This window comes from Hypericibacter sp. (assembly GCF_050729195.1).
Classification (GTDB): domain Bacteria; phylum Pseudomonadota; class Alphaproteobacteria; order Dongiales; family Dongiaceae; genus Hypericibacter.
Window position 1 is genome coordinate 1 of sequence record NZ_JBOHKS010000017.1, and the last position, 5,834, is coordinate 5,834.

The window sequence follows — 5,834 nt, forward strand, 5'->3', positions numbered from 1 at the left end:
CGGCAGGATATCATCTCTTCGCGATCGCAATATCGGGCCGGTCGCGCCGGCCCCGGAAGAGGCATTCATGGACATCGCGCTGACCGAGGATCTCAAGGCCGTCCAGGAGACTGCGCGGAACTTCGCGCGAACCCGCTTGGCGCCCCATGCCGCGCGCTGGGACGAGCAGAAGATCTTTCCCGTCGACGAGCTCCGGGAAGCGGCGGCCCTGGGCCTGGCCGCGATCTATGTGGGCGAGGAGTTCGGGGGCTCCGGCCTCAACCGCCTGGCCGCGGCCCTCGTCTTCGAGGAGCTGTCGGCGGCCTGCGTCTCGACGGCGGCCTTCCTCTCGATCCACAACATGGCGAGCTGGATGGTCGACCGTTTCGGCTCGCCGGAGCAGCGCCGGCGATATCTGCCCGACATGACCCGCATGGCGAAGATCGCCAGCTACTGCCTGACGGAGCCGGGCTCGGGCTCGGATGCGGCGGCGCTCAAGACCAAGGCCGTGCGCGAGGGCGATCACTATCTGCTGAACGGCAGCAAGGCCTTCATCTCGGGCGCCGACCGTTCCGATCTCTATGTTTGCATGGTGCGCACCGGCGTGGACGGGCCCAAGGGCATCTCCTGCCTGGTGATCGAGAAGGGCACGCCCGGCCTTTCCTTCGGCAAGCAGGAGCGCAAGCTGGGCTGGAACTCGCAGCCGACCGCCATGCTCATCTTCGAGAATGCCCGCGTGCCGGTCGCCAACCGGCTGGGCGAGGAGGGGCAGGGCTTCTCCATCGCCATGGGCGGGCTCGATGGCGGGCGCATCAATATCGGCGCCTGCTCGCTGGGCGCGGCCAGGACCTGCCTGGAGCTGGCTCGGGACCATGTCGCCAGCCGCAAGCAGTTCGGCCATGCCCTGAACGAGTTCCAGTCGATCCAGTTCAAGCTTGCCGACATGGCGACCGAGCTCGAGGCGGCGCGGCTCATGATCCGCAGCGCCGCCGCCCGGCTCGACGCGAAGGATCCCGAGGCCACCATCTACAGCGCCATGGCCAAGCGCTTCGCCACCGACGCCGGTTTTGCCATCTGCAACGAGGCGCTGCAGCTCCATGGCGGCTATGGCTATCTCAAGGATTATCCGATCGAGCGCTTCCTGCGCGATGTGCGCGTCCATCAGATCCTCGAAGGCACCAACGAGATCATGCGCGTCATCATCGCGCGGCGCCTGATGCAGGGGTTGGCCCTGGCCTGACGATGCAGCAGAACGACGTCGTCCTGACCCGGAAGGGCCGGCTGGGAGAGATCCTCCTCGACCGGCTGAAGGCGCTGAACGCGCTCACCCACGGGATGTCGCTGGCGATCGAAGCGGCCTTGCGCGAGTGGTCGCGCGATAGCGGTGTCGATGCGGTCATCATCCGCCAGGCAGGGGAGCGGGCCTTCTGCGCCGGCGGCGACGTCCGCCAGTTCCCGGAGAAGGGCGCTGCCTTCATGCACCAATACTGGCGCGACGAATATCGCCTCAATGCCCTGATCCGGCATTTTCCGAAGCCCTATATCGCGTTCGTCGACGGCATCGTCATGGGCGGCGGCGTCGGGGTCTCCGTCCATGGCAGCCACCGGATCGTCACCGAGCATGTGGTCTTCGCCATGCCGGAAACGGCGATCGGGCTGGTGCCCGATGTCGGCGCTTCCTATGTGCTGCCGCGCATGCCGGGCGAGATCGGGCTTTTTCTCGGCCTGACCGGCACGCGGCTGGGAACGGCTGATGCGATGGCGGTCGGCTTTGGGACGCATCATCTCCGGCGCGCCGATCTCGACCGCGCCGAGGAGGCGCTGGCGAGCGGAAAGGACGGCATCGATGCGGTGCTCGACCGTTACCGGCAGGTGCCCGGGCCGGCGCCGATCCTCGCCCAGCGGGCCGAGATCGACCGCCATTTCGGGCAACCGACGCTCCGCGACGTGATGAGAAGTCTCGAGGAGGACGCCAGCGAGTTTGCAAAGACGACGCTCGCCACCCTGGCGAACCGGTCGCCGACCGCGCTCGCTCTCACCTTCCGCCTGATGCGCGAGGGCCGCCGCAAGAGCTTCGAGGATGGCGTGCGCATGGAATGGAACATCGTCAGCCGCATGGACGAGCATTCCGATTTCGCCGAGGGCATCCGCGCGCTGATCGTCGAGAAGGACAACAAGCCGCGCTGGAATCCCGCGCGGCTGGACGCGGTGGACGACGAGACCCTGGCCCGTTATTTCGAGCCGGCGGCGGGCCCACCGCTCGATCTCAACTGACGACGAACAAGGGAGGCCCCCATGACCAGTATCGGTTTCATCGGCACCGGCAATATGGGCGGCCCCATGGCCCGGAACCTGCTGAAGGCAGGCTTCAAGCTTCATGCCTTCGATGTCGTCGCGTCTTCGCTGGAAGCGATCGTGGCGGCCGGCGCCGAGGCCGCGGGCTCGGCCGTCGATGCAGCCGCCAAGGGCGATATCGTCATCACCATGCTCCCGGCCGGCAAGCATGTGGCGAGCGTCTATCTGGGCGATGAAGGCATCATCGCGGCCACGAAACCCGGCACCTTGCTGATCGACTGCTCCACCATCGACGTGAAGACAGCGCGCGACGTGGCGCGGTCGGCGCAGAACAATGGCAAGACGATGCTGGACGCGCCGGTCTCGGGCGGAACCGGCGGCGCCGAGGCGGGGACGCTGACCTTCATGGTCGGCGGGCCGGCCGAGGGCTTCGAGCGCGCCCGGCCCATCCTCGAGAAGATGGGCCGGACCGTCGTCCATACGGGCGCCGCCGGCACCGGACAGGCGGCCAAAATCTGCAACAACATGATCCTCGGCATCTCGATGATCGCCGTGGGCGAAGCCTTCGTGCTGGCGGAGAAGCTCGGGCTCGATGCGCAGAAGCTCTTCGACGTCTCCTCCAAATCCTCGGGCCAATGCTGGTCGCTCACCAGTTACTGTCCGGTCCCCGGTCCCGTGCCCGCCTCGCCGGCCAATCGCGACTACAAGCCGGGTTTTGCCGCCGAACTGATGCTGAAGGACCTGTCGCTCTCGCAGGAGGCGGCCATGCAGGCGGGCGTCGACACCGCGCTGGGCTATCAGGCCACGCTGCTTTACGAGGCCTTCGCGAAAGCGGGCGAGGGCGGCACCGACTTCTCCGGCATCATCAAGATGATTCGGGCCAAGCCGCGCTGAACTGGGCACAGCGCCACCGCATCCGATCGAGGGTTTTCCCGCCCGGCGGCGGGGTCTAGACTCCCGACTCGGGCGCCGTTCGTTCCCAGAGCCGGGGCGCGCCTCTGAAGGAAAAGATTCGGACCGATGACGCCGAAGAAACCGATCCGGTCGACGGGGCGCTATCTGATCGTCGGTCTCCTGACCGCCGCCCCTCTGACGGTCACCTGGATCATCCTCGAGTTTCTGTTCGAAAATCTGTCGCGAGTGGGGCGACCTTGGGCCAACGCGCTGGCGCTCGGCATCAGCCAGCGCTATCCGTTCCTGTCGCGCTGGCTTCTGGACCCGACCGTCCAGTCGATCGCGGCGATCGTGATCGTTCTGCTGTTTCTCTATCTGCTGGGATGGGCCGCGACCAAGGTGTTCGGTCGGCGCATCATTCACTTTTTCGAGTATCTGATCGGCCGCATTCCCTTCGTCGAGACGATCTATCGCAGCATCAAGCGATTGCTGACCGTGATCGACCAGACCGGCGCGAAGGGCCAGCAGGTCGTGCTGATCGACTTTCCGTCCTCGGACATGAAGGCGGTCGGGCTCGTCACCAAAATCATCCTCGATGCCGACAGCGGCGAGGAGCTGGCCGCGGTTTATGTGCCGACATCGCCCAACCCGACCTCGGGCTATGTCGAGCTCGTCCCGGTCAAGGACATCGTCTTCACCGACTGGACCGTCGATCAGGCGATGGCCTTCATCGTCACCGGCGGCACGACCTCGCCGGACCGCGTGCATTATCATCGGCGCGGGCGGCTACCCAACGCGGCGGATGCGCCGCCCACCCCTGAACATCGGTAAGGTCCGCCATGGCAAGTCCGTCTTCCCCGGTCAGCATGATCCGGGATTTCCTGAAGCTCGAGGCGGCCAGCGGCATCATCCTGGTGGCGACCGCGGTGCTGGCGATGATCATCGCCAACTCGCCGCTGGACAGGTTCTACGACGCCTTGCTGAACCTGCCGGTCTCATTGCAATTCGGCGCGCTCATCCTCGCCAAGCCGCTGCTGCTCTGGGTCAATGACGGGCTGATGGCGGTCTTCTTTCTGCTGATGGGGCTGGAGATCAAGCGCGAGCTCGTGGTCGGTGAGCTGTCCTCCTGGAACAAGGCCTCGCTGCCCGGCTATTGCGCGTTGGGCGGCATGATCGTGCCGGCGCTCATCTATTATTTCCTGAACGCCCACGACACCCTGGCCCTCCGGGGCTGGGCCATTCCGACTGCGACCGACATCGCCTTCGCGATGGGCGTGCTCTCGCTGCTGGGCTCACGGGTGCCGGGAGCGCTCAAGGTGTTCCTGCTGGCGCTGGCGATCATCGACGATCTAGGCGCCATCATCATCATCGCGGTCTTCTATACGGCCGATCTCTCCTTCGTCTCGCTCGGGCTCGCCGGGCTGGGTCTCCTGGGATTGCTGGGTTTGAATCTGTTCGGTGTGCGGCGCCTGGCGCCCTATCTCCTGATCGGCGTCTTCATCTGGGTCTGCGTGCTCAAATCGGGTGTGCATGCGACATTGGCCGGCGTGGCGGTCGCCATGTTCATTCCGGTCCGCGCAGTGCCGGGAGGAGGCGAGACGGAATCGCCGCTGGAGCGGCTCGAGCATATGCTGCTGCCCTGGGTCAGCTTCGCCATCATGCCGAGCTTCGCCTTCGCCAATGCCGGCGTCTCCTTTGCCGGTGTCACGGCGGACGATCTCACGGCACCCTTGTCGGTCGGGATCGCGCTTGGGCTCTTCGTCGGCAAGCAGATTGGCGTCTTCGGGATCGGCTGGCTCGCGGTCAAAATCGGCCTCTGCCGCAAGCCCGAAGGGCTGAGCTGGGCCTCGTTCTATGGGGTGTCGTTGCTGGCCGGGATCGGCTTCACCATGAGCCTCTTCATCGGTTCGCTTGCCTTCGACGATCTGGCGCATGCGACGGCCATCCGGCTCGGCGTGTTCGCCGGGTCGCTGGTTTCCGCGGTGACCGGCTATTTCTGGCTGCGGGCGGTGACGGGACGGGCGGTCGCTGGTGGCGCGGGCGCCTGAGCGATCGATCCGGGAAAAGCCGGATTGCCGGTCTTGGGCCCGCTGCCCTATTCTGAAAGCCAGGGCAGAGGGGAACAGATCGCAATGACCAGGCAAGTTCGACGCGGCGGCAGGGGCGCGACCGCGTTCATGGGTTTTATGGCGCTGTTGCTGCTTTCAGGCTGCGGCACACCGAGCATCGCACAGCCGCCCTCCTACCCGAGCTTCACCCAGGCCGACCTCGATCACGACAATGTCGTGACCCAGGAGGAATGGCTGCAGGCCGGCCTGCATCAGTTCGACACGCTCGATACCAACCATGACGGCAAGCTGGATGCCGCGGAGATCGAGGCTGCGCGCCAGACACTCGATCGGAACCATGACGGGACCGTCACCAGCGACGAGGTCATCCCCCCCTTTGCCACCTATGACACCGACAAGGATGGCACCGTCAGCGCCGCCGAGTTCAACAAGGGGCTGGTCCAGGACCTCGGCGGTTCGCCAGGCGCCACCGAGGTCCAGCGCGACCAGTTGATCAAGCAGATCAACAGCCAGTTCAAGAAGGCCGACAAGAACAACGATGGCCGTGGCGCCTACGACGATCTGTACAATTATAACTACGGCTCGACGGTGTTCGAG

6 protein-coding genes are annotated in these 5,834 nt (G+C 65.6%); all 6 read left to right on the forward strand.

Annotation, left to right across the window (positions count from 1 at the left end):
• Positions 1 to 67: 67 nt before the first annotated feature.
• Complete coding sequence (locus tag ACREE8_RS00930; protein ID WP_431571095.1) at positions 68 to 1,219, forward strand: acyl-CoA dehydrogenase family protein; 1,152 nt, start codon at positions 68 to 70, stop codon at positions 1,217 to 1,219.
• Between the two features lie 2 nt (positions 1,220 to 1,221).
• Positions 1,222 to 2,253, forward strand: a complete 1,032-nt coding sequence (locus tag ACREE8_RS00935; protein ID WP_431571096.1) for an enoyl-CoA hydratase/isomerase family protein — start codon at positions 1,222 to 1,224, stop codon at positions 2,251 to 2,253.
• Positions 2,254 to 2,274: 21 nt separating this feature from the next.
• Positions 2,275 to 3,168, forward strand: a complete 894-nt coding sequence (mmsB, locus tag ACREE8_RS00940; RefSeq protein ID WP_431571097.1) for a 3-hydroxyisobutyrate dehydrogenase — start codon at positions 2,275 to 2,277, stop codon at positions 3,166 to 3,168.
• Between the two features lie 126 nt (positions 3,169 to 3,294).
• The gene (locus tag ACREE8_RS00945; RefSeq protein WP_431571098.1) at positions 3,295 to 3,999 is read left to right on the forward strand and encodes a DUF502 domain-containing protein; all 705 of its coding nucleotides are present in this window, start codon (positions 3,295 to 3,297) and stop codon (positions 3,997 to 3,999) included.
• Between the two features lie 8 nt (positions 4,000 to 4,007).
• Complete coding sequence (gene nhaA / locus ACREE8_RS00950; RefSeq protein ID WP_431571099.1) at positions 4,008 to 5,216, forward strand: Na+/H+ antiporter NhaA; 1,209 nt, start codon at positions 4,008 to 4,010, stop codon at positions 5,214 to 5,216.
• Positions 5,217 to 5,300: 84 nt separating this feature from the next.
• Positions 5,301 to 5,834, forward strand: a 534-nt coding sequence (locus ACREE8_RS00955; protein WP_431571100.1) for an EF-hand domain-containing protein, incomplete at its 3' end; no start/stop codon positions are given.

Bases quoted from the DNA above. Each gene is read 5' to 3' on its own strand.
- ACREE8_RS00930 (WP_431571095.1), top strand. From the start codon at position 68: ATGGACATCGCGCTGACCGAGGATCTCAAGGCCGTCCAGGAGACTGCG.
- ACREE8_RS00935 (WP_431571096.1), top strand. From the start codon at position 1,222: ATGCAGCAGAACGACGTCGTCCTGACCCGGAAGGGCCGGCTGGGAGAG.
- mmsB (WP_431571097.1), top strand. From the start codon at position 2,275: ATGACCAGTATCGGTTTCATCGGCACCGGCAATATGGGCGGCCCCATG.
- ACREE8_RS00945 (WP_431571098.1), top strand. From the start codon at position 3,295: ATGACGCCGAAGAAACCGATCCGGTCGACGGGGCGCTATCTGATCGTC.
- nhaA (WP_431571099.1), top strand. From the start codon at position 4,008: ATGGCAAGTCCGTCTTCCCCGGTCAGCATGATCCGGGATTTCCTGAAG.